The 21,093-nt window shown below is 64.8% G+C and carries 31 protein-coding genes; all 31 read left to right on the top strand.

Annotation, left to right across the window (positions count from 1 at the left end; genetic code table 11):
• Positions 1 to 329: 329 nt before the first annotated feature.
• Positions 330 to 5,411 (top strand): aggregation-promoting factor C-terminal-like domain-containing protein, encoded by a 5,082-nt coding sequence (locus tag KHP12_RS20030; RefSeq protein ID WP_211833319.1) that lies wholly within the window; start codon positions 330 to 332, stop codon positions 5,409 to 5,411.
• Positions 5,412 to 5,618 carry a hypothetical protein gene (locus KHP12_RS20025; RefSeq protein ID WP_211833317.1) on the top strand — a complete coding sequence of 69 codons (207 nt, stop codon included), beginning with the start codon at positions 5,412 to 5,414 and terminating at the stop codon, positions 5,616 to 5,618.
• Positions 5,619 to 5,681: 63 nt separating this feature from the next.
• Positions 5,682 to 7,844, top strand: coding sequence for a hypothetical protein (locus KHP12_RS20020; protein ID WP_211833315.1), 2,163 nt, complete (start codon positions 5,682 to 5,684; stop codon positions 7,842 to 7,844).
• Complete coding sequence (locus KHP12_RS20015; protein WP_211833313.1) at positions 7,844 to 8,950, top strand: DUF5047 domain-containing protein; 1,107 nt, start codon at positions 7,844 to 7,846, stop codon at positions 8,948 to 8,950. The genes KHP12_RS20020 and KHP12_RS20015 overlap by 1 nt, the downstream gene beginning before the upstream one ends.
• On the top strand, positions 8,947 to 9,537 hold the full coding sequence (locus KHP12_RS20010; RefSeq protein ID WP_211833311.1) for a hypothetical protein: 591 nt from the start codon (positions 8,947 to 8,949) through the stop codon (positions 9,535 to 9,537). Before KHP12_RS20015 ends, KHP12_RS20010 begins: the two co-directional genes overlap by 4 nt.
• A 54-nt stretch (positions 9,538 to 9,591) precedes the next feature.
• Positions 9,592 to 10,200 carry a hypothetical protein gene (locus KHP12_RS20005; RefSeq protein ID WP_211833309.1) on the top strand — a complete coding sequence of 203 codons (609 nt, stop codon included), beginning with the start codon at positions 9,592 to 9,594 and terminating at the stop codon, positions 10,198 to 10,200.
• A gap of 61 nt (positions 10,201 to 10,261) precedes the next feature.
• Positions 10,262 to 11,167, top strand: a complete 906-nt coding sequence (locus KHP12_RS20000) for a peptidoglycan-binding protein (protein WP_211833307.1) — start codon at positions 10,262 to 10,264, stop codon at positions 11,165 to 11,167.
• A 4-nt stretch (positions 11,168 to 11,171) separates the two neighbouring features.
• Positions 11,172 to 11,444 (top strand): hypothetical protein, encoded by a 273-nt coding sequence (locus tag KHP12_RS19995; RefSeq protein WP_211833305.1) that lies wholly within the window; start codon positions 11,172 to 11,174, stop codon positions 11,442 to 11,444.
• Between the two features lie 63 nt (positions 11,445 to 11,507).
• Positions 11,508 to 12,107 carry a deoxynucleotide monophosphate kinase family protein gene (locus tag KHP12_RS19990; protein ID WP_211833303.1) on the top strand — a complete coding sequence of 200 codons (600 nt, stop codon included), beginning with the start codon at positions 11,508 to 11,510 and terminating at the stop codon, positions 12,105 to 12,107.
• Between the two features lie 10 nt (positions 12,108 to 12,117).
• Positions 12,118 to 12,369 carry a hypothetical protein gene (locus KHP12_RS19985; RefSeq protein ID WP_211833301.1) on the top strand — a complete coding sequence of 84 codons (252 nt, stop codon included), beginning with the start codon at positions 12,118 to 12,120 and terminating at the stop codon, positions 12,367 to 12,369.
• Positions 12,370 to 12,529: 160 nt separating this feature from the next.
• Positions 12,530 to 13,150 (top strand): hypothetical protein, encoded by a 621-nt coding sequence (locus tag KHP12_RS19980; protein ID WP_211833299.1) that lies wholly within the window; start codon positions 12,530 to 12,532, stop codon positions 13,148 to 13,150.
• Between the two features lie 69 nt (positions 13,151 to 13,219).
• Positions 13,220 to 13,969 carry a hypothetical protein gene (locus tag KHP12_RS19975; protein WP_211833297.1) on the top strand — a complete coding sequence of 250 codons (750 nt, stop codon included), beginning with the start codon at positions 13,220 to 13,222 and terminating at the stop codon, positions 13,967 to 13,969.
• 256 nt (positions 13,970 to 14,225) lie between these two features.
• Positions 14,226 to 15,029, top strand: a complete 804-nt coding sequence (locus KHP12_RS19970; protein ID WP_211833290.1) for a PD-(D/E)XK nuclease family protein — start codon at positions 14,226 to 14,228, stop codon at positions 15,027 to 15,029.
• Positions 15,026 to 15,517: a hypothetical protein gene (locus tag KHP12_RS19965; protein ID WP_211833288.1), complete on the top strand. Its 492-nt coding sequence runs from the start codon at positions 15,026 to 15,028 to the stop codon at positions 15,515 to 15,517. Before KHP12_RS19970 ends, KHP12_RS19965 begins: the two co-directional genes overlap by 4 nt.
• Entirely contained in the window at positions 15,514 to 15,717 is a 204-nt protein-coding gene (locus KHP12_RS19960) for a hypothetical protein (protein WP_211833286.1), read from the top strand. The genes KHP12_RS19965 and KHP12_RS19960 overlap by 4 nt, the downstream gene beginning before the upstream one ends.
• Positions 15,714 to 15,962 (top strand): hypothetical protein, encoded by a 249-nt coding sequence (locus KHP12_RS19955; RefSeq protein ID WP_211835028.1) that lies wholly within the window; start codon positions 15,714 to 15,716, stop codon positions 15,960 to 15,962. The genes KHP12_RS19960 and KHP12_RS19955 overlap by 4 nt, the downstream gene beginning before the upstream one ends.
• 70 nt (positions 15,963 to 16,032) lie before the next feature.
• Entirely contained in the window at positions 16,033 to 16,314 is a 282-nt protein-coding gene (locus KHP12_RS19950; protein WP_246648638.1) for a hypothetical protein, read from the top strand.
• A complete protein-coding gene (locus KHP12_RS19945; protein ID WP_211833284.1) occupies positions 16,314 to 16,526 on the top strand; it encodes a hypothetical protein in 213 nt (70 codons plus the stop codon). Before KHP12_RS19950 ends, KHP12_RS19945 begins: the two co-directional genes overlap by 1 nt.
• Positions 16,527 to 16,619: 93 nt before the next feature.
• Positions 16,620 to 16,967 (top strand): DUF7296 family protein, encoded by a 348-nt coding sequence (locus KHP12_RS19940; RefSeq protein WP_211833282.1) that lies wholly within the window; start codon positions 16,620 to 16,622, stop codon positions 16,965 to 16,967.
• 68 nt (positions 16,968 to 17,035) lie between these two features.
• Complete coding sequence (locus KHP12_RS19935; protein ID WP_211833280.1) at positions 17,036 to 17,365, top strand: hypothetical protein; 330 nt, start codon at positions 17,036 to 17,038, stop codon at positions 17,363 to 17,365.
• A complete protein-coding gene (locus KHP12_RS19930; protein WP_211833278.1) occupies positions 17,362 to 17,541 on the top strand; it encodes a hypothetical protein in 180 nt (59 codons plus the stop codon). The genes KHP12_RS19935 and KHP12_RS19930 overlap by 4 nt, the downstream gene beginning before the upstream one ends.
• Before the next feature lie 92 nt (positions 17,542 to 17,633).
• Positions 17,634 to 17,969, top strand: a complete 336-nt coding sequence (locus KHP12_RS19925) for a hypothetical protein (RefSeq protein ID WP_211833276.1) — start codon at positions 17,634 to 17,636, stop codon at positions 17,967 to 17,969.
• The gene (locus KHP12_RS19920) at positions 17,966 to 18,514 is read left to right on the top strand and encodes a hypothetical protein (RefSeq protein WP_211833274.1); all 549 of its coding nucleotides are present in this window, start codon (positions 17,966 to 17,968) and stop codon (positions 18,512 to 18,514) included. The genes KHP12_RS19925 and KHP12_RS19920 overlap by 4 nt, the downstream gene beginning before the upstream one ends.
• Positions 18,511 to 19,053 (top strand): hypothetical protein, encoded by a 543-nt coding sequence (locus tag KHP12_RS19915; RefSeq protein WP_211833272.1) that lies wholly within the window; start codon positions 18,511 to 18,513, stop codon positions 19,051 to 19,053. The genes KHP12_RS19920 and KHP12_RS19915 overlap by 4 nt, the downstream gene beginning before the upstream one ends.
• Positions 19,050 to 19,571: a hypothetical protein gene (locus tag KHP12_RS19910; RefSeq protein WP_211833271.1), complete on the top strand. Its 522-nt coding sequence runs from the start codon at positions 19,050 to 19,052 to the stop codon at positions 19,569 to 19,571. The genes KHP12_RS19915 and KHP12_RS19910 overlap by 4 nt, the downstream gene beginning before the upstream one ends.
• The gene (locus KHP12_RS19905; protein ID WP_211833270.1) at positions 19,568 to 19,780 is read left to right on the top strand and encodes a hypothetical protein; all 213 of its coding nucleotides are present in this window, start codon (positions 19,568 to 19,570) and stop codon (positions 19,778 to 19,780) included. Before KHP12_RS19910 ends, KHP12_RS19905 begins: the two co-directional genes overlap by 4 nt.
• Positions 19,777 to 19,938: a hypothetical protein gene (locus tag KHP12_RS19900; protein ID WP_211833269.1), complete on the top strand. Its 162-nt coding sequence runs from the start codon at positions 19,777 to 19,779 to the stop codon at positions 19,936 to 19,938. Before KHP12_RS19905 ends, KHP12_RS19900 begins: the two co-directional genes overlap by 4 nt.
• Positions 19,938 to 20,252, top strand: a complete 315-nt coding sequence (locus tag KHP12_RS19895; RefSeq protein ID WP_211833268.1) for a hypothetical protein — start codon at positions 19,938 to 19,940, stop codon at positions 20,250 to 20,252. The genes KHP12_RS19900 and KHP12_RS19895 overlap by 1 nt, the downstream gene beginning before the upstream one ends.
• Positions 20,252 to 20,452, top strand: a complete 201-nt coding sequence (locus tag KHP12_RS19890) for a hypothetical protein (protein WP_211833267.1) — start codon at positions 20,252 to 20,254, stop codon at positions 20,450 to 20,452. The genes KHP12_RS19895 and KHP12_RS19890 overlap by 1 nt, the downstream gene beginning before the upstream one ends.
• Positions 20,449 to 20,748, top strand: coding sequence for a hypothetical protein (locus KHP12_RS19885; RefSeq protein ID WP_211833266.1), 300 nt, complete (start codon positions 20,449 to 20,451; stop codon positions 20,746 to 20,748). Before KHP12_RS19890 ends, KHP12_RS19885 begins: the two co-directional genes overlap by 4 nt.
• Positions 20,741 to 21,040: a hypothetical protein gene (locus KHP12_RS19880; RefSeq protein WP_211833265.1), complete on the top strand. Its 300-nt coding sequence runs from the start codon at positions 20,741 to 20,743 to the stop codon at positions 21,038 to 21,040. The genes KHP12_RS19885 and KHP12_RS19880 overlap by 8 nt, the downstream gene beginning before the upstream one ends.
• Positions 21,041 to 21,093 lie beyond the last annotated feature (53 nt).

Here is a 21,093-nt window from a genome sequence, read left to right as displayed (position 1 = left end):
GCATTCTGATTGAGCACCTGCCGCCAGAGAGCGCGACGAAGACGGCCCTACGGAATGCCACGGACCCCGACGACTTGAAGCGTGCGAGCGCTGACAGCCGCCCGGATCAGGGCCAGTGGAGCGGCGTGGAAATGCTCCTTGCTTCTCTCCTGGACGCCGTCCGTCAGAATACAGCAGCCACGATGGCAGCCGCGGGTGCCAAGCCTCCGGAATTCGAGCCCACTCCGCGCCCCGGAATTCCCCCGAAGTCGTCTGGCCGTAAGCGCCTGTCCGACGAGCAACGCCGCGCACTGGATCCGCGGCTGAGAGACCAGCCGCAGGAGGCGTAGATGCCGGATCTTGACATTGTCGGTGGCGCAGCAGTCGACGTCGTCCCGATCATTCCCAATTTCCACACGAAGCTGAAGGCGCTCGTTCTGCCTATCGCTGACAAGGTCGGCGCAGAGGCGGGACGGCGAATGGGAGAGGCGATCTCGAATAACATCGTGATCGCCATCCCGTCGGCCATTAACCAGGGCGGTAAGGCTGCGCGAGTTGCAGCCACCCGGCAGGGGTCCGACACGGGCGGGGCCTTCGCCCGCTCGCTGCGCACAAAGCTTGAAGCGGCGTTCAAGGCCATGCCGAAGCTGGACGTCAAGCTCAGCGACACGGGCGTAGACGCCGAGCTGTCCCGGATCCGGGCGAAGCTGGAACAGCTCAAAGACAAACGCGTCGGAATCGACGTCGGCGCGGAAGAGGCTGCCGCGGAGGCGGAGCGCCTGGAGGAACAGCTTCGACGGTTGGGTGCCAGCCACCCCAACGTGCGGATCCGCGTCGACACCGCTGCCGCTCGCGCAGCACTGCGAGAGTTCCGCGAGGAAATCGCGGTGGCTACCGCGCGCCCCGGAACGGTGCACCTGGAGGTGGACGGTGCGCTCGGACGAAAGGTCCGCGAAGCCGTTGCGCAGGCCCAGGCGGCCCTTCCCGAAATCAACATCACCGCAGACACTGACCCAGCCCGCGCTGAGGTTCAAGCGCTCCGTGCGCAGCTCGAAACACTGAAGGACGTCCGGGTCGGCATCGACATGCCCGCCTCCGAAGTGCTGGCGAAAACGCAGGAGATTCAGGCGCGGCTGGACGCGCTTGATTCCCGTCGCGTCGACATCGACGTGCGGGCCGACGTCAACGCTGCTGCCGCGCACCTAGCGGCCCTTCAGGCTGAGGTCAACGCGCTCGACAAGCACATCCGCCTGGACGCCGACATCAACACTGGCGCGGCGTCCGGCGCGTTGATGAACCTCGGTATCCAAATGGCGGTGCTCACGGCCATCCCTCTCGGCCCTGTTCTCGCTGCGGGGCTGGGTGGGTTCGTGTCCATGCTGACGGCCGCATCGGTCGGTGTCGGTGCCTTCGCTGCTGCTGCCATCCCCGCCGTAAAGGGCGTGACGGAGGTCTTGGGCCTCCAGAAGCAAGCGCAGCAGGAAGCCAACCGTGCGACCGACGACAGCGCACGGAAAGCTGTCCAGTCGCAGCAGCGCGCTATCCAGATGGCTTCCGCACAGCAAGCACTCACGGCAGCGCATCGCAACGCTGCCCGATCCATCGCGCAGGCCAACGCGCAGGTGGAGGCGGCTGAACGGGCCGTCGCGCAGGCGTCCCAGCGTGCGGCCGACCAACGACGTCAAAGCGCACAGGCAGTGGAGCAGGCGGAACGCTCCCTCGCTGACGCTAAGCGTGGCGTCCAGCGCGCCGAGCAGTCGCTAGCTGACGCGCAGATCAACGCCAAGCGCGCGCAGCAAGACCTGACTCAGGCTCGCGTCGATGCTGCGAAGGCTCTGCGCGACCTTGACGACCGCTTGGCCGACGGGCAGCTCTCCCAGCGAGAGGCCACACTGCGCGTCCAGGAAGCGCAGCAAGAGCTTCAGGCGGTCATGGCCGACCCGCGGGCAACTGACCTCCAACAGCAGCGCGCACAGCTTGCCCTGGATCAGGCGCGCCAGGCGGCCAAAGAGCAGAAGCAAGATTACGAGGACCTCCAGAAGGAAGCGGCGAAGCAGAAGAAGGCTGGGGTCGAAGGCAGCGACGCTGTCAAGAACGCCACGGACCGGCTCCACGATGCGCAGCGAGACGTCAAGGACCAGACGCAGGCCGTAGCCGACGCTCAGCGCAACGTCCGGGACCAGATCCAGGCGGTCAAGGACGCTCAGCTAGAGGCCGCTCGTGCTCAGAAAGACGCCGCTCAGGCGGTCGTCGACGCTCAGCGGGGTGTCGCAGACGCCACCGCAAACGCTGCCGACGCTCAGGTGCGGGCCGCGGAGTCCATCGAATCGGCGGAACGAGGCGTCGAGTCGGCGCGGCTGTCGGGCATCGACACGACGTCGAAAGCTGTGAGTAAGCAGGACGAATACAGGAAGAAGCTCGCCGAGCTGAGCAAGCCTCAGCGCGATCTATACGAGTCCATAGCCGGGCCGCGCGGGCTGAAGAAGGCGTTCACCGAGTGGTCTAAGTCGCTCCAGCCCGACGTCCTCCCCATCCTGAAGCGAGGCGTCGACGGGCTGAAGAAGTCGCTCCCATTCTTCACGCCGATCGTTCGCGACGTCGCGAAGGCCATCGGCGAACTGATGGACAAGGCGAGCAAGAACCTTAAAACGCCCTTCTGGAAGGGCTTCAAGGACGACCTACAGAAGAACGTCAAGCCGGCCGTCGTCGGTTTCGGTGTCGCCTTCGGCAATGTGATCACCGGCATCGCTGGAATCATCGACGCCTTCCTACCACACATGGGCGGTATCGCCGACGAATCCGACAAGGTGACGGGGAAGTTCGCGAAGTGGGGGAAGAGCCTGAAGGGTAGCCCTGACTTCGAGAAGTTCCTTGACTACGTGAAGCGAACGGCTCCGGGTCTTGGCGAGTTCCTTGGGGATCTCTTCGGGGCCATGATCGACGTTGCGCAGGCGGCATCTCCGCTGTCGAGCATCATGTTCGACGTCTTCACACCGCTCCTTGATGGAATCTCGTGGCTCGCACAGAACGCCCCTGAGGTGATTCAACTCCTCTGGGGGATGTACTTCGCGACGAAGGCGATATCCATCGGGCTCTTCCTGATTTCCGGAGCGGCGGCCGTCTACGAGTCGGCGATGGCCATCATGACCCTAGCCACTGTCGGATGGGGAGCCGCTGTCAACGCGACGGGCATCGTCCCGATCATCCGCGGCATCATGCTGATCATCGGCCTTCTCGTCCTCGCTGTAATCCTGGCGTGGAAACACTGGGGCTGGTTCCGCGACGCCGTTAGGGGCGCGTGGGACGGCATCAAGATAGCCGCCTCGTTCGCCTGGAACAACGTCCTGAAGCCGATCTTCGACGGAATAGGTACCGGGCTGAAGTGGATCGGCGACAAGGCGATATGGCTTTGGAAGAACGCCTTCCAGCCTGCGTTCCACTGGATCGGGGAGGCGGCTAAGTTCCTCCTGACGCTCCTCCTGACGATCGTCATCACGCCGATCTACCTCGCCATCAAGGCTCTCGGTCTTGTGGCGTGGTACCTCTGGACGGACTACTTCAAGCCCGCGTTCCACGGCATCGAGGTCGGCGCTAAGTTCCTCTGGGAGAAGGCGATCAAGCCCATCTTCGGATGGATCGGCGACAAGGCAAAGTGGCTGTACGACAAGGCCATCCGACCTGCCTTCCGGGCATCGATTGCCGTCCTGGGCGACATGGGCGATAAAGCGAAGTGGTTGTGGGACAAGGCGATACGCCCTGCGTGCAACTGGATCGCCGACAAGGCGAAGTGGCTGTACGACAAGGGGGTCAAGCCTCCCTTTGACCTGATCAAGAAAGCCGTGGGTAAGGTTGCCGACGCCTTCGAAAAGGCGAAGGACGACATCAAGACGGCGTGGGACAAGGTTTGGGGCATCGTCAAAAAGCCCGTCAAGCTGATCGTGGACATCGTATACAACCACGGAATTTTGCCCGTCTGGAATGCCGTGGCAGGCATCGTCGGAGCGAAGAAGCTGGACCCCGTCAAGGGATTCCACACAGGCGGCATCATGTCGGGCTACTCGCCCGGCAGGGACGATCGCGTCATTGCCGTTGGCGGTGGTGAGGCGATCATGCGTCCGGAGTGGACGCGAGCCGTTGGCGCCGACTACATCCACGCAGCTAACGCCGCAGCTCGACAGGGCGGCGTAGGCGGAGTTCAGCAGTTCATCGGCGCTGGCATGCCAGCCTTCGCTGACGGCGGCATCGTCGGTTGGATCAAGGACAAGGTTAAGGGCGTCGGCGATTTCTTTAAGTCCGGTTGGGACGCCGTCACTAACCCAGGGAAGATTTTCAACGCCGCTAAGGACTGGGCGCTGAGCAAGATGAAGGGGCTCACTGATAGCAAGTGGGCGACGTCTATTGCCAAGATCCCGATCTCCCTGCTGACCAAGCTCAAAGACAAGGTCATGTCGTGGTTTTCCGCCAACGGCGACGCCGACGGACGAGTGAAGAACGCACTCGCGTGGGCCAAGACGCAGGCAGGGAAGCCCTATCAGTGGGGTGGCGCCGGTAACCCGTCGTGGGACTGCTCCGGATTCATGAGCGGTATCCAAAAGGTGATCGAGGGTAAGAACCCGAAGGGCCGTCTGTGGTCGACGTTCAGCTTCCACGGGAAGACCGCCCCTAAGGGGTGGGTCAAGGATCTCTCGGCACCGTTCATGATCGGTATCACGAACCGTGGAAAGGGCCACACGGCCGGAACGCTCGCGGGTGTCAACGTCGAATCTCGTGGCGGGGACGGCGTGGTCGTTGGTAAGCGTGCTCGCGGTGCTCGGTCGTCCTTCTTCGACAGCGTCTACGGCTTCAAACCCTCCATCGCCCCGTTGGGCGGGATGGCGACGCAGGGAGCCGCGCAGGCGACGGCGAAGCAGATGCTGGGCGAATTCGGATTCGGTCAGTCTCAGTGGCCCGCCCTGCGGAAGCTCTGGGACAAGGAATCCGCGTGGCGCTGGAACGCGATGAACCCCATCAGCGGGGCTTACGGAATCCCACAGGCGCTCCCGGGGCGGAAGATGGCATCGGCTGGTCGCGATTGGCAGACGAACCCCACGACGCAGATCAAGTGGGGGCTCGGCTACATCAAGGACCGCTACGGGTCGCCGAACGCTGCGTGGTCCAAGTGGAATTCGCGTCATCCCCACTGGTACGACGACGGAGGTTATCTGCCTCCGGGCCTGAGCCTCGTCGCGAACGGCACGGGGAAGCCAGAGCCGGTGTTCACCTCCGGCCAATGGGACACGCTCCGGGCTAACTCCGGACGGGGCGGGAGCCCTGAAATCCACGCCGACGTGCACGTCTACGTCGGCGACCGTGAGATCACGGACATTGTGCGCGTGGAAGTGGCGGCCCAAGAGGCGGCCACGGCCGGCGCTATCAACACAGGGAGATGGTAAATGGCTGACGAGCAGCCCATCGACGAGCCGACGACGGACACCCCTCCGCCTCCGGAGGTGGTGGAGCCGATCGTCGTGATGGAGCCGGAACTGGCGCCGCCGGGCGGCCCCCCTCGCGACGTGGTGGAGACGCCCCCTTCTCCGCCGGGTGGCGGCTCCATATTCGACACCCCGGGCGGCCCAACCCCCTCTGAGCCCACTCCTTAACGACCCGCTGGAGGACGACGCATGTCTATCGCTGGGAATCTGCTGTCCGACAACGTCAGCAGTATGGAAACCGACGTGTCGGGGTGGACTGCGCTCGTCAACGCGGGGAATCTCGCCAAGGGGACTGGAGGGACGGACGGCTCTGCCAATCTTCTCTGGAAGGCGACGGCCGCAGGCGATTGCCAGGTTGGTCTGGTAACGCGTGTGGCCGTCACTCCAGGGTCGACGTATCTGTCCTTCGCGTCGATCTGGGGACCAGTAAACGGAGCTCAGTCCCGGCTGGAAATCCGCTGGTACAACTCCGGTGGGACGCTCCTAAGTACGGTTCAAGGGCCCCTGGTCACCGTGGCAACCCCTCAATGGGCGCAGAATGCCGCATCTGGCGTGGCACCCGCGACGGCCGCCACGGCTCTGGTAGTTCTCCGGGCGACGGCGACGGCTGCTGCACAGACGTGGTTCGCTGACCGGGTCTTCCTCGGCCTGATGCCGAGCCCAGCGACCGGCAACCTCTTCGACTTTCTGACGCAGAGCGTAGAGGTCGACGGATCGGCGTGGACAGCTCCCGTCAACGCATCGATGAGCCTGATGCTGAATGGAGTGGAGTGGTTCCAGGCGCTTCGCGCGACGTCGGTAGCAGCCGGCGACGTTCAGGTTTATAACGCCAACAGACCGGCTGTGGCGGCAGGCACCGAGTACATCGGATACGCCATGGTGCAGCCCAGCACTTCGGGGCTGACACAGAAGGTCGAGCTGTGGTGGTACGACTCGGGCGGGACGAAGCTCTCCGAGTCCTCTGCGACGTGGATACCTGCAACCGGAGCTTGGACACGCTGTGCCGTCATCGCCACAGCTCCCGCGGGAGCTGCATCCGCACGCCTTGTGCTGCGTCCTACGGCGACAGCCGCCTCACAGCAATGGGCGTACGACAAGATGGTCCTCGCCCCGACAAGCGCGCTTGGCCAGGCGGGAAACATCCTGGGGTACAACGCGGCAGACATCGAGCAGGACGCCTCTGGGTGGACCGTGACAGGCGGGGTTGGATCCCAGAGCACCGCTGTAGTTTATAACGGCGCCTACGCGTTGAAGATGGTCGCTGACGGAACAGGCGACATGGAAGTGTCGCTCACAGTGCCCGTTCCTGTGACACCAAAGATGGGGTACCGGTTCACACCGGGGCTCATACGCCCCGCCGGGGCCGCGAACTACACCACGCGCATTGATTGGCTGGACGCGTCAGGCACTGTCGTCCGGACTCGGTCCCAGGACTGGGGCGGGTCAACAGGTTTCTGGCTGTACGGACCAATGGGGGACCTGGCTCCTTCCAACGCGGCCACCATGCGTGTAGCAGTCGTCTTCGAATCCCTATCCGCCGGCGATACCTGGTACATGGACAACGTGTACGCCGGACTAGGCGGACTAACGGTCCTCGCTGTTCCCGCAGGCGGAGGAGGCGTGTCGCTGACAGTGCGCGGACTGACAACGGGAGGCCCTTCATGGAAGTGGACACTGTCGCGGCTGGGCGCCGACGGATCAGCTACTCCGGTGCGAGGTTGGACGGCTGATCTGGTCGAGCAGGCCACCACAGGAGACGTCGCCGTCGTTACCGACTACGAAGCGCCACTAGGGATACCTGTGGCGTGGCGTGTCCGGTCGCACGATCCCGCGGGTTCCGCAAGCATCAGCTACACCACCGATCCTCTGACGTTGACTGGCGAAGTCACCGACGCATGGTTGACGGACGTGCAGCTCCCCGCTCGTTCTGTGGCCGCCACGGTTGGCGTCCCCTTGCCCGACTGGCAGCGCTCCGCACGTCAGGGCGCATACAGCGTCAAGGGCCGCCCTCGTCCCGTCGTGATAAGTGACGTGAGGTCTTCACGTACTGGAACCCTCTCGTTGGTTACGGAGACGGAGGAAGAGCGCGATGCACTCTGGTGGGTCCTGGAAACGGGTAACACGCTACTGATCAAATGGCCGGTGAACTTCACCGAGCCGGACATGTACGTCCAAGTAGCCGACGTCACCGAAGCGCACATTACTGCCAACGCGGAGCACAGCGACCGGACATGGACGCTCGCACTCACAGAGGTGGATCGCCCCATCGGCGGCATCATCGGCTCTCCTGACCGCACGTGGCAGACGGTGAAGGACGCGGGTCCGGACTGGTCGACTGCCGTCGGTGGCGCCACGACGTGGCTGGACGTCTTCACGGGCGTGGTGGGGTCCTGATGTACAACGTCAGCTCTCGGTTCCTCCAGACCCTCGCCACTTCGCACCGAATGGTGACGCGGGTCGACGCCTACTACAACGGGGCGCTGACCCGATCGAATATCCCGTTCACAGACGGCTCCGTCACCGTCGACAGGGGCAGCAAGGTCCGCCGGAACCTCTCTCTGACGATCGCCGACCTGAGCCTTATCCCGTGGGACGCGACGGACCCGCTGGCGGTCTACGGCCAACAGCTAGTTGTGTCCCGCGGGATTCAGTTCGCTGACGGCGCGGAGATGGTTCCGCTAGGGACTTTCCGCATTAACGAGCCGTCCGCCGACGTCCACACCGGACCGATAACTCTGACTGGTACGTCCTCAGAGGCCATCATCCAAGAGGACGCGTTCATGGCTCCAGCGACCACGCGCGGATACAGCACTTGCGTGGACGCGATCACCTATCTGATTCGGCAGACGCTTCCGAGCGCCGCCGTTATCAACCTGACGGCCGGTGCCCGGAATCCCACATGCCCGGTAGCCGTTTGGGATGCCGGCGCAGACCGATGGGACGCTGTCGTCCAGATCGCCACCGCCATGCAGGCAGAAATCTACGTCGACGCCATCGACCGATTCGTCATTGTCGACGTTCCGAACCCGTTGACGGCTCCCGTTGTCTGGGATGTGGCTGACGGCGAAGGCGGAACGCTGGTGTCAGCCGCGCGGACGATGTCCCGGAACAACGTTTACAACGCCGTTGTGGTCTCCGCCGAAAACACAGCGTCCAACACGACTCCCGTGAGCGCCGTTGCGACGGACAACGACCCCAACAGCCCGACGCGTTGGGGCGGCCCCTTCGGACGAAAGCCACTGGCGATCACAACGGCACTGGCAACAACTCAAGCGGGCTGCCAGTCGATCGCGAACTACAAACTGGCCGATCTGATCGCACCTAATATCCAGACCTCGGCGTCGTCCCTTCCGAATCCCGCTCTTGAAGCTGGGGACTGCATTCGCATCTCGGCGGCCGGGCGAAAGGAACTGTCCATCGTGCAGTCTTTCACCGTCCCCCTGACGCCAGAGGGCGACTTTCCCTTGACGCTCCGGGCGAGCAAGGAGGACCCGGCATGACGAAGCGCCTTGCTGACGCTGTGGAGCGCAAAGCGGCGACGGCCGTAAAGCAGCAATCGGCCGCGTGGCTGCTCGCTACGGTGACGGCCGTGGGCACGGATGGGACCGTGGACATCACCACTGCCACGGGCCCCGTCCAGGGCGTCCGACGCCTCCGCGCCTACCGTCAGCCGCAGGTAGGCGACGTGGTCAAGGTCGCGAGGAACGCCGCAGGTAACTGGATCGTCGTGGGCTCACTGGCCGCCGGCGATCCCAGTTGGCAGCCGCTCACCATGGCTTCCGGATTTAGTTGGAACGGCGGCCCAACGGATCCATTCCCGCAGTGCCGACTGACGGACGACGGCCTTTTGCAGCTATCCGGAATCATCAAAGGCGCTGCTACTTCCGGCGCCACAACGCAGATAGCCACGCTTCCCGCTGGAGTTTCTACAACCCTCTGGATCCGCGGCGTTGCCATGACGTCGATCGTCGCGAACCACGCTGGAGTCGGAATCAGCCCTGCGGGCGTGGTGAATATCTACCCGACCACGACGCACACGGCGTCCACGTGGGTTCAACTCGACGGCGTCATGGGCCGTTCTCGCTAAACCTTCCAGCCTGACAACAACCCCCCAACGGGACCGTTGCGGGGTGGAGGACGCATGCCTAAAAACGATTTGTGGGGCCAAGGAGTTCAATACCCGGCTCTCTCTGATGTCCCCGACATCGAAACGGCTCTTGGCGGCATAGTCAACGGCATTGTTGGGCGCACCGTGATGCGTTTCGCCAACGCCAACGCGAGAGCTGCTGCGCTAACGGGGTCGTCCGCCCCCGTGCCCGGGATGATTACCTATCTCCTCGCCGAAGACCGCTACGACGTACGCATGGCGAACAACACTTGGCAGACGTTGACGCCCGGACCCTGGCAGGTACTTCCCTTCGCTTCCGGTATCGGAGCCGACGGAGGAAGCCCCGGCTATCGCAGCGTCAATGGTGACGTCCAGCTTCGCGGCCGAGTGAACCGCACGAACGGCGGGCGGTTCACGTACTCCAACGCCGCTGACTGGCTCCTTGCCACACTCCCGACGGCCGTCCGCCCGTCATCCACGGAGTACTGGACACAGGCCGTCGAGATCGGCGCGGGTACCTATTACTGCCGCCTGGAACTCCGCTCCGACGGCAGCCTCATCGCGCGCATTCCACCGGAGGCGGACGGGACGACCGGCGGTCTCCACTGGATCAGCATCGCCTGGCGTTACAGCCTCGTCTAAGACTCGCGCACGAACTCACCACGGCCCCTCTGCGGGCCTTTTTCTATGCCTTGGAGGGAATATGGGGACCGACTGGATTTCGGGCGCTGAGCGGCTGGGAGACGGCTCTATCGGCGGCGCTATGGACAGTCCGAGCAACCCGCCGCGCGTCGTCTGGCACACCACGGAGAGCGGGGACGGGGACGCTGCGTTCAACGCTGTCGAGCGCTACCTGCGTCAGATCGGCGCCGAGCCGCACATCATCTACGACCCGCGGACGGATCGCATCGGCCAGTTCGGGCCGCTCAGCCAGAGCGCGCGGGCGCTGAAGAACGACGGCGTGACGCGGACGAACCGCACTGGTCGCGTGTGCATTCAGATCGAGGTTCTGGGCCGAGCCGCGCACCCGTTCACGGACACCTGGAAGCCTGGGAAGAACTTCAAGGCGCTGATGGCCGCCATCCGCTCGTGGGGCGTCCCCGACGTGTTCCCGATGGGCAACCCTCCCAAGTACCCAGGCAGCTCGCGGCGGGACCGCCACACCTGGGCCACGAAGGGCGGCCACTACTGCCACGCGAACGTTCCCGGCAACGACCACGGAGACCCCGGCGCCATCTCGCCGGCTGCGCTCTTCAAGGCGGCCCCGAAGGGCGGCAGCACTCCGCCCCCATCGAAGCCTTCGCCGGCTCCCTCGACGAAGACCGTGGACCTTTCCAACGTCATCGACGCTGCGAAGCGCGACCCCAAGGCCGCTCAGGGCAAGACCACGCACGCCGCTGACGTGAAGATCGTGGAAGCGGCGCTGAAGGCTGAAGGACTGCTCTCGGCCACCTACGCGGCCGACGGCTCGTTCGGCAGCTTGACCGTCACGGCGTACGCGAAGTGGCAGCGCAAGTGTGGGTACACCGGCTCGGCGGCCGACGGCATCCCCGGGAAGTCCTCTCTGGAGAAGCTGGGTGCCAAGCACGGCTTCAAGGTGAAGGCGTGACGCCGTGAGCCCTGAAGTTGCTGCCGCCATCGTCGGCGCCGTCGCACTGATCGTGGCGACGCTGATTACTGCGCTCGTTCCCTCTCTTCTACGGCGCACACGTGGCGCTGTGGAGGCGGAGGGGGCTGCCACGCGGGATGCCATGGACGCGTTTGCCAGCGGCGTGCATGCCCGCATCGACGACCTTCGCGCCGACGTGCACGAGCTGCGCGACTGGCAGACGTCGCACACCGCGGAACACGTGCTGTTGCGCGATCAGCCACATTCTGAAGACTGACCCAAGATGTCTGGCCTTCCCTGCCCCATAACCCCCTCGTAGACGCCGACGAGGGGAGAGGGTATGCCGAACATCGGGATCCTGGGCCGTGCGCGATCGGGCAAGGACACTGCCGGCCGGTGGCTCGTGGAGAACCGCGGGTACAACCGGGTGGCGTTCGCGGACCCGCTCCGTGAAGCAGCGTGGAAGATCGATCCGTACATCACGTTGAACGACTGGCCGACGTTTGCGCGGCGGCTCTCCGACAAAGTAGCCGGTCCGAACAGTTGGGACCGCGCTAAGGACGAGTACCCCGAAGTCCGCCGCATCCTTCAGAATCTTGGCTCTGCCATCCGCGAGCTTGACCCGGACTTCTGGCTCCGCCAGGCGCTGAAGACCGCGGACGAGGCCAGCGAGCGGACCGGGCTGCCGTGTGTGATCACCGACGTTAGGTACCCCAACGAGGTGGCAGCGCTGAAGGCTCGCGGATGGCACCTCGTCTACATCGATCGCCCTGGTGTGCCCCAGCTCGACCACCCGTCGGAGCGGCTGACGGAGGACGACGCGGACTACGTGATCCGAAACACCGGCAACCTCGCCTACTTCCACGAAGGCGTTGAGTGGATGTGGGAGCGCATCAACCACGCCGAAACCCGCCGCGAGATCAACCGATCGACGTTCTGAAAGGAACTGCATGAAGAGACTCAAGACCGCCTTCGACGTCCTGTGCGCCCGCCTCTACGTGTGGGCGGTGGTCCAGGTGACCACTGAGCCGGTCCGCGTGCGCGCGTGGCTGGTGTCCGCGCTTCTCGCGTGTAGCGTTGTCGTGCCTGCGTTCGCCGATCACCGGACGGACGAGGCCATTGCCGGCGTCCTCGTGACGGCCCTGACGGTTGTCGCTGGCGAGTCGGCGCGCTCCAAGGTGACGCCTACCGACAGTAAGTGATGTAGTTCACAGTTCAACCTTTGGCCCCTGGTTTCCTCAGTTGTGAGGAGGTCAGGGGCCTTTTTGCGTTTAGATGCAGGCCACACGTGCGCAAAACATTTTGCGCACGGGCTGATAACCGGCGTTGTACCTGCGAGGCAAGGACTTGTAGTGTCCGGAGATGCCGACCACACCCGGACCCCTCACGGATGCCCTGGCAGCCGTCTGGGAGGCCGTACGCACGCACCACCCCGACGCCCCGCGGGCGCGCATCGGCGTCGCCGACACACCCATCGTCCTCGCCCACGGGCAAGAGAGATGGACGATGGACGACGAGGGGATGTACCTCCTGCTTGTGCCGGCGGAGATTCTGCGGAGAGGTCCCGAGTCGACGGTGACATGCATTCTCCACGAGGCTGCACATTTGCTTAATCTGGTCCGAGGCGTTAACGACACGTCGAGCGGTGGCGGGTACCACACGAAGAAATACCTCGATGCGGCGAAGGAAGTAGGGCTGACGTGGCCCGACGGCGCACCCCGACACGCGACTGCGGGATACGCGGCTGCTGAGCTGCCGTCGACGACGTTGGATCGCTATGTGAATCATCTGAAGCCGCTAGCCGCCGCTATCGAACAGACGCTCCCGTACCTGGCAGCGCCGGAGCCGACGAGGTCCAGCCGCCACAACAGGCTGATCATGGAATGTAGCTGCAAACCTCAGCCGAGAAAGATCCAGGTGAGCCGTACCGTCGCAGGACTGGGGCCGATCATGTGCGGCGTGTGTAACAAGCCGTTTACGTAAGTTTGGCTGGCGTCCGCGTAACACTCGCGGTACGGTCCTCCTGACAGCCCCACAGTCAGGAGCGCCCCCATGCCTGCCGAAGTGCAGCGACGTCGGACGAGCAAACCGCCAGTGCCGACTACAGGCGAAGCGCCGCTTCCCACTCTTACCGTCGACGACATTCGACATGAGGGGACAGCGGCGCTCATCGCGCGTGGAGCGGCATACGCATCTGAGTACGCGCAGATTGAGCACAAGCCCGAAATGCTGGTGCGCAACATTGCCGTGGTCAACGTCGCTCTTCGACGTCAACACGACGACATGAGGGGCAGGACGCGGGCATATCGTGAGGATGTGGCTCAGATCTACCGGGCTGCGGGTATCGGACCCAACGTTGTTGACAGGATGCAACAGGCGGTCCGCTACCACGTGGGCAATATCTTGCGAGACGAGCTGTCCCCGGAGGAGCTGCGGGATCTCGACCTCCACACATCGTCACCCTTGGAGCGCGCTCGCGGCGCTCGTGCCGTGACGTCGGCCCTGGCTACCGCGGAACGCGTCTCGTCGCAGGCTGTGAAAGTTCCTTCAGCTAAGTCGAGGAAGACGAAGCGAACGGACGACGAGCCCGCGCCGGCCCCCGAAATCCCCGTGAAAGCAACGGCAGATCACCTCCGCCTCGTCAACGCTGCGAAGAGCATTGTGAGCCAGCTCTCACCAGACGTCATCGACGACGCCATGACCGACGGGCAGAGGGCCAAACTGCACGAGGAGCTAGGCGCCCTCCAGGACGCCATCCGCGTACTCCGTCGACACACGAAACCTCGCAGGTCAGACGCCTGATCGCCCTCCACGTCGGCCCTCGTCCTCGTCTTGGCGGGGGCTTCGGCGTGTCAGAAGGGTCAAATTACGACCCTAAATCTAAACCTTCTACACGCGTTAAGGACCTTTGGAAAAAGGGGTCTAGTTTGCATTTTTGACCCTGGCCTGACACTGCCTACGGCTGTCGGGACGAAGACGAAAAGATCTTCGACGGGACACAGATTTCCGGCCCGCTCCGCCCCATAACTCTCTCGTAGGCAACGACGAGGGAGGCCGGATGGCCGGAGTGAAGACGCTCAAGCGCGGCGGGAGCCGCTTCTACATCAACCCGGACGACGCTCGGATCAAGGTCCCGGGCGTGACGTCAATCGTTGGCATGCTCCCGAAGGACTTCCTGACCTTCTGGGCGGCGAAGGTGTCGGCGGAGGCGGCCGTCGACAACTGGGACATCGTCAGCCAGCTGATCCAGCGGGACCCTGCGGGCGCAATCGACTATCTGAAAAACACCCACCGACGGCAGACGAAGGCCGCGAGCGACTTGGGGTCAGCGGCGCACGACCTGTTTGAGCGCCTGGCCCGCGGGGAGAGCGTCAACCCGCGGTATGTCCACGCCGATGTCAAGCCGCATCTGCACTGGTTCCGGGAGTTCCTGGACGAGGTGCAGCCCGAGTTCATCCACCTCGAAGAGACGGTCTGGAGCGACACCTACCAGTACGCGGGCAGCTTCGACGCCATCGCCAGGATCGACGGGGAGACCGTAGTACTGGACTGGAAAACTTCGAAAGCCGTCTATGACTCCGTGGCGCTCCAGCTCAGCGCCTACCGCTACGCGGACCGGATCATCCGGGCGGAGGATGGGGAATCGGTCGACGTCCCCGAGCTGGCCGGCGGCGCCGTTCTCCACGTGAGGCCCGAAGGATGGTCCTTCGTTCCTGTCGAGTGCGGCCCGAAAGTCTTCGATGCGTTCAAGGCGCTCCGTCAGGTCTTCGACTGGGAGCGCGATGGTAAGAAGGCGGTCGTCGGCAAGCCCATCGCTTCCGGTGGCGAGCAGCAGACGGGGACGCAGAGGAGGGCGGCGTGAGCGACGAGCGACGCGAGCGTTACGCGGCGGCGCTTCGAGAACACCACAACGGGCTCTACGAGGCTGAAGTACAGGCCATCACGACAACCACTATGGCCATCGCCGATGAGGAGCTTCAGCAGCTCGAAGACGCCTTCTCCAAGGAGCGGGCCCGCGCCGAAGTCGCCGAGCAGCAGCGCGACGGCTGGCGTCGGGCTGCTGCGTCCTACTGCCAGCAGACAGCGGACCACCTGGACAACAAGGCGGCTGCCGAGAAGGAGCGCAACCGTCACGCGGCCGACGCCGTCCGCTACAAAGCGGATCTGCTGACCGCTCGTCATGACCTCCACGAGTTCCATCGAGAGCTGGAGGAAGAGCGCGAGGAGCACGCCGCGGAAGTGGCGGATCTGAGGGCAACCATCGACGACCTTCGGGCGGAGCGTGCCGAGTTGCGCGCCGCCATCATCGTGCAGGCCGTGAGCCTGGCCAGGCAAGAGGAAGCCGTATGAGCGACAGGTTCGAGATCGATCCACTCAAGGTGTTCCCCGTCGAAGGGCCTACCGCGCGCGAAGCGGCGTGGGCGAAGGCAACCGAGCACGTCAACGCCCTCGCCACCAACTCCCGCGGCTATCAGGACGGCGTGACGTTGGCGCACAAGATCGACGCCATCGAGCGGGTTGCGCGGTTCCTGTTGGGGGAGAGCGAGTGACGTTCCGTATCGAGACTCCGGAGGAGCGCCGTCGGCGAGCAGAGAAGGAGGCGTTCGACACCTCCGTTCGACTGCTCATGGTCCGCGTGGTCATGCTTCCGCTGGAAGCACTGGTCCTCATGGCCGCTCTGGCGGCAGTCCACACCGTGGCGGCTCCGGTCGTCGCGGCTGGCTACTGGACGTCGCTCCTGCTCATGCTGGGGGTCAATCTCCTGGTGAGCGTCGTCAAGCGGTTCCGGCGGTAACGCGAAGCACTCACACCAGCGGGGCGTCCGACGTGGCGCCCCGCTTCGACGTATGCACGGAGGAGAGCAGATGAAGAACGGGAAGAAGATCGTAGCCTCCGCGGCGTTGGCAGTTGCCCTCGTCGGTGGCGCAACGGCCTGCGACAGCAAGTACAGCGAGCCCTTCCACGACGCGCCGCGGAGCCACCAGAACAACAACGGTCCCATGGACGTCGTCAACGGCTCCGACGGCTTCAGCAACCTGGGCACGAAGTGCGACCACGGCAACCGTGTCTACGTGGCGTACCACGGTGACGAGAAGTACGCGGCCGTGGCCGTTGTCCCGCAGGACCCGACGTGTGACGGTCGCTGATGTCCGCTGAGCAGATCCAGGGCATCGCCCTTGACACCCTCGTGGAGTGGATGGACGGCTACTACGCCGACGGCGAGCGTCCGCAGCTCCGCATCCGCCCTGCCGACGTCGGCACTGACTCCGCGGTGTTCACCGTGGAGGAGTGCGACCCGTTCCCGGGAGACGCACGGCAGTTCCGAGTGACGGTGATGGCGGAGGAGATCGCCGACTAGCGCTAACCACACACGCAACACCCCAGCCCCCGGTCTGCTTCGGCGCCGGGGGCTTTCGGCGTAGGAGCACCGATAACGACGAGGGGGACCACCGTGTTCTTCACCTTCAACCAGAACAACTCCGGTGGCGGTTTCGACTTCGACGAGGCGCGCGGCATCACCGAGTACGTGATCGTGGAAGCGGACACCGCGGACGAGGCCAACGAGCGGGCCGAGAGCATTGGCCTGTACTTCGACGGCGACGGCGACTGCCCGTGCTGCGGGGACCGCTGGTACGCCCAGTGGAGCAACGACCGGGGCCGCGAGGTCCCGAGCATCTACGACGAGCCTGTGGAGACGGCCACGGCCCTCATCAAGTGGATGGGCGACAACCCGGACGTGTTCGTGCACTACGCAGACGGCCGCGTTGCGGCGCACCACCTGCCGAAGAGCAACCACTGACCGCCAGCCCCCGGAGCCTCTGAGGCCCGGGGGCTTTCGGCGTAGGAGCACACGAGAGGAGAGCCGACGTGGCGAAACGCGTAACACTGGCCGACGTTGTGGCGGCGCTGAAAGAACACGGGTGGCGGCAGACAGGACGAGGAGTGTTCGCGCCGAACGAACCACTCGTCCTGACGACACCGGACCACATTCCCGACGCGTGGTGGGGACTGCCCACGTACACGGACTACAGGGTCTTGTCGGTCAGCGCCGTGAAGGGCCGCCCCGCGCACTACTGGACGTCGACGGGTGCGCCATGGGCCGGCGCCCGGGACACGAAGGTCACCGCAGCGAAGGCAATCGAGTTCATCGAGGAGACAACCCGCCTTGTGGCGGAGACCAAGGGGGCAGAAGCGTGAAGCACTCGACCACAATCCACACCGCCGACGGCTCGTCGGTCACCATCCGCCCCCGCGGAGCGCACGGGTACGACCTGGAGACCCGCAACGCGAAGGGCGAGACGATCGCCACCGTGGTCATGGACCGCGACGACGTCCGCGCGCTGATGGCGGAGATGGACGAGGTGACCGCGTAATGCACGTTGGACGATCCTTCGACGGCCCCGGCCACATCGAGGCCACCTGCCCTTGTCCGCTCGCACCGTGTGGCCTCGTCGATACGGACGACGTGAGCGACGCATGCGACCAGCACCCGCCCACGTCGTGCAAGACCATGCGCACCGGCCATGCCGCGGAGGACTGCCCGGAGATGGGCCGGGACGTGGTGGTGGCGCTGGCCGAGGTACTGGGTGCGCGGCAGGCCATCATCGACGCTGCGTGCGAGGAGCCGGAGGGCTTTCACTCCCTGGCTCTTCTCGACGCCATCGACGCACACCACCGGGCTGTGTCGCACCTGAACGCGGAGCGCATCCGCAACTCTGAGCGGCTCCGCGACTACACCGACGACCACATGAGCGACTGCAACGCAGCAGCGGACGAGATTGACCCGGAGGTGGCGGCATGAGCGAGATCTTCAAGGCCGATGACGTCGTATTGGCAGGCGACGACCCCACGCGGTACGTGGTCGTGGCGGGGCCGTTCAACGGCGCCTACCAGCCGTTCTACGTGCTGCGCCGTGAGGGAGGAACGGAGCACCGCACCGCCCTGGGCAGCACGATGAAGCGTCCCGCCCCCGAGTTCGAGGTGGGCGGTACGGTCACGGTCGACGGCGAGTTCGTCACCCTGCTGGCTGGTCCGTTTAACGACGGGGCGGGCGCATGGTGGGTGGTCCAGGACGACACTGGTTCCCAGTACGTCGGGAAGCAGCGCTACCTCACCAACTACCAGCCTCCCGCTCCGGCGGTCGAGACGTTCGAGTACGACGGAACCGCCTACGAGGTGGGCGCGACGTACGTGGATCGGGAGGGGGACCGCGTGACCCTGACGAGAATGCCCATCAACGCGCGCGAAAGTGGCGTGTTGACCTACGCAGTTAACGGGGTGGCGAGCGGCTACTCGTTCGGGCGGTACGTGGACACCTTCGGCCCGCTGTGGAAGGTGGAGGGATGAGCGAACGACCCGAGGAGTACCACAACCACCCTGCGGGCGACGGTTGCACGCCTCGGTGTGTGGTCCCCGCCGATGACCGGCGCGAGTGCCCCGACAACTGCCCCGGCTGTAACGCCCCGGGCGGTGTGGGTGAATGCGGGCCTGACGACCGGCGTGAACGCTACGCGGCAGCGCTGCGCGCGAACTGGCAGCTCGACCCCGACGTCCTGGACGATCTGACCACGGCAGTCATGGCCGTGGCGGACGAAGAGGCGCGCACCGCGCATGACGAACACTGCATACAGGCAGGCGAAGAGGTGGCCCGGCTGACGGAGGAGAACGCCCGTCTCCGCGCTGAGCTGGACTCCACCAAGGCCGCTCACCGTGCCATCTGGGACAAGCACCAGCAGCGGGGACAGTGGATATTCGACCTGCAAGGCGAGAACGCCCGTCTCCGCGATGCCCTCGGTCGAATCCGCTCCAACATCCGAAACGGCGGGGCGTCGACGTCGGCGCTCATCCGGTCCATCGACGACATCGCACGGGAGGCAGGGGCGTGAGCGACGAGCGACGCGAGCGTTACGCGGCTGCGATGGCGGCTGCCTACGACGCGGGACCTGAGTGGGCATACGAGTGGTACCCCGAAGCTGACGCCGCTATGTCCGTGGCGGACGAAGAGGTCAGCGCACGGGCAGCATCGGTCCAGTCATATTGGGAGTGCGAGGCCAAGCGTTGGCAGGGTCGCGCAGCCGACGCGGAACAGAAGGTCATCGACATGGGTGGATACCGGGTAGCCGCCGAAGCTCTCGGTGCCGATAACGCCCGTCTCCGCGCTGAGCTGTATTACGCCCAGTTGAAGCGAGAGGACAACTGGGCGGAGGTTGTGCGGACTAGCGCCACCATCGAGCGCGTTCGTGCGGTGCTGACCGAACTCAACAGCCGGGCAGATGCGTGGTCCGAGGCTGCACAGGAAGTCCTGAGCGGCGTCGAGTATGGGTGGGCGGCTGATCTACTCCACGACGCACTCAACGCCCCCACCACCGTGGCCAACCCGAACCGGACGAAGGTGGACGAGTGAGCACGCGGCATGTCGTGGAACACGTGCTGAAGGACTACGGATACAGCCCCGCAGTGGCGACGCGGATCGTCACCAACCTGCTGAACGAGCACGCGCATGCGCTGGCGGAGGAGATCCGCAACATCGGTCCTGAGTCAGGGCTGTCCGAAGACGAAGCGGTTGGCCTGTGGTACGCCGCAGACTTCATCGACTCGGAGGTGACCTCATGACACAGATCGACATCGGCGAGCCCACCAAGGCCGAAGGCATCGCCGACCGCATCGACCTCTTCCGCCTGGCCGTGCAACTGCTGGGCGAGACCGACTGGGCCGAGCCACCGTCGGTGGCCGACGTCACGCGAGTGGCTGAGTATCTGGAGGGGGTCTGATGATCAGCGTCCGTGAGGCGACTGAGCTGGAGGAGCTTCAGCGCCTTCTCGATGAGGCGTACACGCACTACTTCGACAACGACGACGTGGGCCACTGTAAGAGCAGCGAGGGCTACATCGGGCTGCACTTCACGAACTACTTCGACCGTCGCGACGGCGAGCCGTTCGGCATCAATTCCGTGGAGGTCTACAGCTACGTCCTCGGCCCGCACCGGATGCACCAGTTCGACACGACGGCGGAGGCCCTGGAGGCGGTCCGCGAGTGGCACCGCGAAGAGATGGCGCGTGACTACTCGGAAGAGGAGTGGGGCTGATGACACAGAATCCGTTCGATCCGCGGCAACTGAGCCTCGACGTCATGCAGGCTGCCGAGGTCATGACCGCATTTTTCGATGCGGCCGACGGCATGCGGATGGATTTGGAAAGGCGCGGCTGGTCGCCGACGGCCGCCGAGCAGATCGCGCAGTCGTGGCTGATGGCCATGCTCGGTGTGGCGCGGGGTGGTGGCGCATGACCATGGAACAGCTCGTCCTGGCCGGCGCCCCGGAGCTGCCTGGCGGATGGTTCTACCGGGTGCGCGAAGTGTACGGCGTCGGCTTCAAGGTGGAGATCCGCGAGCGGACTCGATTCGCGTCCCGCCAGGTGGCGGAGAAGTACGTGCTTGAGCACGGCTTCGACGACATGGCAGACGCCGTAGTCGACGCCTGCCGCCGTGCGCACCGGTCTGCGGCCACGCAGGCGGAGATGCGCGAGAAGTGGCGGTCGCTGTCCGTGTTCGTCGGGGACCATGACGGGAGGCGCCGTGGCTGACTGGGCCGCGATGGTAGAGGCGCGAAACGCGGAGATCGCGCGGCTGAAGGCGAGCTTGGCGGAGAGCGATCGTCTTCGAGAGCATGCGGGTGACCTCTACGAGATGTTCCGGAGCCTGTACGACCGCGAGGCAGACATGGCAGACCGCTACCGTCTCGCCTGGCTCTCCGCCCGACGTCGCGCGGCGGAGGAAGCCGCCTTCGGGGCCGACGCCGTGGAGCACTATGAGCGGAAGCTTCAGCAGCTCCGCGCCGAGCTGGAGCGTGCGCAAAACGTTTTGCGCACCGACTAAAGATCTTCGACCGAGGCCAAGATTTCCGGGCCTCCGCGCCCCATAACTAAGGC

The organism is Streptomyces asiaticus, from assembly GCF_018138715.1.
In the GTDB taxonomy this organism is placed as follows: Bacteria; Actinomycetota; Actinomycetes; order Streptomycetales; family Streptomycetaceae; genus Streptomyces; species Streptomyces asiaticus.
This window is presented reverse-complemented; position numbering and strand designations above follow the sequence as displayed.

What these genes read in the sequence shown, in the direction of transcription:
- KHP12_RS19890 (WP_211833267.1), top strand. Translation starts at nt 20,252, where the DNA reads ATGACACAGAATCCGTTCGATCCGCGGCAACTGAGCCTCGACGTCATG.
- KHP12_RS19915 (WP_211833272.1), top strand. Translation starts at nt 18,511, where the DNA reads ATGAGCGAACGACCCGAGGAGTACCACAACCACCCTGCGGGCGACGGT.
- KHP12_RS19990 (WP_211833303.1), top strand. Translation starts at nt 11,508, where the DNA reads ATGCCGAACATCGGGATCCTGGGCCGTGCGCGATCGGGCAAGGACACT.
- KHP12_RS20010 (WP_211833311.1), top strand. Translation starts at nt 8,947, where the DNA reads ATGACGAAGCGCCTTGCTGACGCTGTGGAGCGCAAAGCGGCGACGGCC.
- KHP12_RS19895 (WP_211833268.1), top strand. Translation starts at nt 19,938, where the DNA reads ATGATCAGCGTCCGTGAGGCGACTGAGCTGGAGGAGCTTCAGCGCCTT.
- KHP12_RS19945 (WP_211833284.1), top strand. Translation starts at nt 16,314, where the DNA reads ATGTCCGCTGAGCAGATCCAGGGCATCGCCCTTGACACCCTCGTGGAG.
- KHP12_RS19900 (WP_211833269.1), top strand. Translation starts at nt 19,777, where the DNA reads ATGACACAGATCGACATCGGCGAGCCCACCAAGGCCGAAGGCATCGCC.
- KHP12_RS19970 (WP_211833290.1), top strand. Translation starts at nt 14,226, where the DNA reads ATGGCCGGAGTGAAGACGCTCAAGCGCGGCGGGAGCCGCTTCTACATC.
- KHP12_RS19920 (WP_211833274.1), top strand. Translation starts at nt 17,966, where the DNA reads ATGAGCGAGATCTTCAAGGCCGATGACGTCGTATTGGCAGGCGACGAC.
- KHP12_RS20030 (WP_211833319.1), top strand. Translation starts at nt 330, where the DNA reads ATGCCGGATCTTGACATTGTCGGTGGCGCAGCAGTCGACGTCGTCCCG.
- KHP12_RS19960 (WP_211833286.1), top strand. Translation starts at nt 15,514, where the DNA reads ATGAGCGACAGGTTCGAGATCGATCCACTCAAGGTGTTCCCCGTCGAA.
- KHP12_RS20000 (WP_211833307.1), top strand. Translation starts at nt 10,262, where the DNA reads ATGGGGACCGACTGGATTTCGGGCGCTGAGCGGCTGGGAGACGGCTCT.
- KHP12_RS19885 (WP_211833266.1), top strand. Translation starts at nt 20,449, where the DNA reads ATGACCATGGAACAGCTCGTCCTGGCCGGCGCCCCGGAGCTGCCTGGC.
- KHP12_RS19950 (WP_246648638.1), top strand. Translation starts at nt 16,033, where the DNA reads ATGAAGAACGGGAAGAAGATCGTAGCCTCCGCGGCGTTGGCAGTTGCC.
- KHP12_RS20005 (WP_211833309.1), top strand. Translation starts at nt 9,592, where the DNA reads ATGCCTAAAAACGATTTGTGGGGCCAAGGAGTTCAATACCCGGCTCTC.
- KHP12_RS19975 (WP_211833297.1), top strand. Translation starts at nt 13,220, where the DNA reads ATGCCTGCCGAAGTGCAGCGACGTCGGACGAGCAAACCGCCAGTGCCG.
- KHP12_RS20015 (WP_211833313.1), top strand. Translation starts at nt 7,844, where the DNA reads ATGTACAACGTCAGCTCTCGGTTCCTCCAGACCCTCGCCACTTCGCAC.
- KHP12_RS19985 (WP_211833301.1), top strand. Translation starts at nt 12,118, where the DNA reads ATGAAGAGACTCAAGACCGCCTTCGACGTCCTGTGCGCCCGCCTCTAC.
- KHP12_RS20025 (WP_211833317.1), top strand. Translation starts at nt 5,412, where the DNA reads ATGGCTGACGAGCAGCCCATCGACGAGCCGACGACGGACACCCCTCCG.
- KHP12_RS20020 (WP_211833315.1), top strand. Translation starts at nt 5,682, where the DNA reads ATGGAAACCGACGTGTCGGGGTGGACTGCGCTCGTCAACGCGGGGAAT.
- KHP12_RS19980 (WP_211833299.1), top strand. Translation starts at nt 12,530, where the DNA reads ATGCCGACCACACCCGGACCCCTCACGGATGCCCTGGCAGCCGTCTGG.